1 protein-coding gene and 1 pseudogene are annotated in these 2,334 nt (G+C 67.5%); one reads left to right on the top strand and one right to left on the bottom strand.

Translation table 11 applies throughout. The features are described 5' to 3' along the window. Positions 1–57 precede the first annotated feature (57 nt). Positions 58–363, top strand: coding sequence for a putative quinol monooxygenase (locus BN903_RS07665; protein WP_048077177.1), 306 nt, complete (start codon positions 58–60; stop codon positions 361–363). A 39-nt stretch (positions 364–402) separates the two neighbouring features. Here BN903_RS07665 and polC read toward each other — a convergent pair. After that, positions 403–2,310: pseudogene (gene polC / locus BN903_RS07660) on the bottom strand (DNA polymerase II large subunit); the annotation flags it as partial. Positions 2,311–2,334: the final 24 nt, after the last annotated feature.

The following is a 2,334-nucleotide window of genomic DNA, read 5'->3' as shown; positions in this document are numbered from 1 at the left end:
GGGGACGACTGAAACGGCTCCCGTCCCCTTTTCCGAACGCGCGGTGTACCGTCGACGATGCTCGTCGTACACGCGGCGTTCCCGATCGACCCGGACCGGATCGACGAAGCGCTCGACCACGCCGAAACCCTCGTCGCGGAGTCGAACCGCGAGGACGGCGTGATCGACTACAGGGCAGCGAGAGACGTCGAAGACGGGGCGATGCTCCGCTTCTTCGAGCGGTACGAGGACGCCGAGGCGTTCGAGTCGCACTCGCGGACGGACCACTTCGAGGCGTTCGAGGCGGCCCTCCCCGACCTGCTCGCCGGGGAGCCGGAGGTGTGGCAGTTCGAGGTGGAGTCGGCCGCACAGCTCGACCTCTAAGGCGGGCCCGCGCGGACCGCGGCCGGACCCGCCCGGTCTTCACATGAAGTCCGCGATGCCGGACTGCTTGTTCGTGTCGTCCTCGAAGATCGATTCGAGCGACTGGTCTAACACCTTCAGCCGCTGTTTCGTGTAGGGACGACAGCCGAACCGCTCCGCCACCTCGATGGCGGTGTCGACGTACTTGCTCACCGACCCCTCGTGGACCGTGAGGTTCACGCGCCCGCCGCACTCGCGGCACTCGCCCGTCAGGGGCATCCGGCGGTACTTCTCGCCGCAGTCGAGACAGCGGGTCTCCTGCCGCGAGAAGGCCCGGAGGTTCCCGATGATGTCCGGCAGGAAGTGGTACTCGATCACGCGCTCGGCCACGTCCGTCTCGTCGACCGCGCGCAGCTTCCGTGCCAGCTCCAGCTGCGCGTCCATCTTCTCCATCATGTCGCCGAGCGTCTTGTACGCCGAGAGATCCGGTCCCATCGCGATGTCCGTCGTGTCGTGAGTGTGGTTGAACCCGTGGTACTCCTCGTCGGTGCCGAGCGTGTCCTCGCCGAGTTGGATCAGGTCCTCGACCGTCTCCGGGTCGGCCATCTCCGTCGTCGCCTCGTAGAACTCTCGCGGGTACTCCCGCGCGATGTCTATGTTGTGCGCCTCGTCGTCGATCTCCGAGGGGTCGATCCGCGAGGACATCACCAAGGGCGCATCCATCCGCCCGCCGCGCTGGTCGGGGAGAAACTCCTTCGAGAAGTTGAGAAGTCCGTCCATGAGGAGCATCACGCAGTCCTCGTCACCATCACAATTCCGACGTTTCGCGGCGTGAAAGTACGGATGAGCGTATCCCACCGCCGCCGAGGTGAAACCTACCACTCTTCCGACAGTTGCGGCGCTCGTGTGGGGGGCCATCCCGAAGACGAGCTCGCCGACGAGGTCGTCGCGCTCGTTTACCTCGTAGAAGCGGTCGAGTCCGTAGAACTGCTCCAAGAGGTCGTCGACGAAGTCCGCGGTCTTCAGCATGTGTTCGGCCGCACCGTCCGAGAGGACGATGTCCTGAACGCGCAGTTCGATCACCTGATCGTCGTGGCGCAGCGGCTCGCCGTCAATGTCCGTCTCGTAGCCGAGTTCGCGGAAGTGGTCCGCGGCGACGTCGAGCTCCTCGGGCTTGACCGCCGTCACGGGGAGGTCGGTCATGTCGTACCGGACCGTCCCGTCCTTGAACGAGGTGACGCCGTTCTTCGCCCGGAGGACGCCCTTCTCGATCGGCTCCGGGGTCTTGTTCCGCGAGGTGAGCCCCTGAACCCCTTTGAGGATCTCGAAGGCGGACTCGCGCTCGCCGACGGTCTCTAACGCGGAGCGGTACGCGTCGTTGACGTCGACCTCCTGGTAGGTCGCGGCGGTCACCTCCCACTCGCAGTTCGGGCACTCGACCCGGCCGGCCTCATCCGGCTCGCAGACTGTCCCGCAGTCGCCGCACTCGTAGTGCGGCTCCGTGTGCGTCTCGCAGTCGGGACACAGGGCGGCGTAGGTGTGCTCGCCGCAGTCGGGACAGACCCGGTCGGAGACCTCCAAGTCGTGCCGCCCGCGGTGGCCGGTGTCGTCCATCACGTTCGCGGCCTCGGCGACGTCGCGCTGGGGACCGCCCGCCTCGTTGATCGGGAACAGGGTGTGGACCGCGGGGGAGAGGTCGCGGCTCTCCGACTTCTCGGGGCGACCCATCCGGTTGCCGATCCGGGTCGGGGCGCGCTCGCGCACCTCGAAGGGGGCGACCTCGTTGACGGCGCGGATCGCGTTCTCGCCGTCGGCGTAGCCGCGGGCCGCAGCCGAGAGATCCTCGTCGCCCCACTCCTTCCGCAGTCCGTCGTCGACCCCGAGCGACCGCGCGAGCGGACGCCACGTCGGGATCCGGAGCGCGTCCGGGGTCGCCGCGTGTTCGACCAGCAGCGATTCCAGCGCGTCCTGAACCGGGTCGGTGCGCTCGAC

The sequence above is a fragment of the Halorubrum sp. AJ67 genome, from assembly GCF_000513435.1.
Note: the sequence above shows the minus strand (reverse complement) of the source record. Positions and strands in the feature narration are given on the sequence as shown.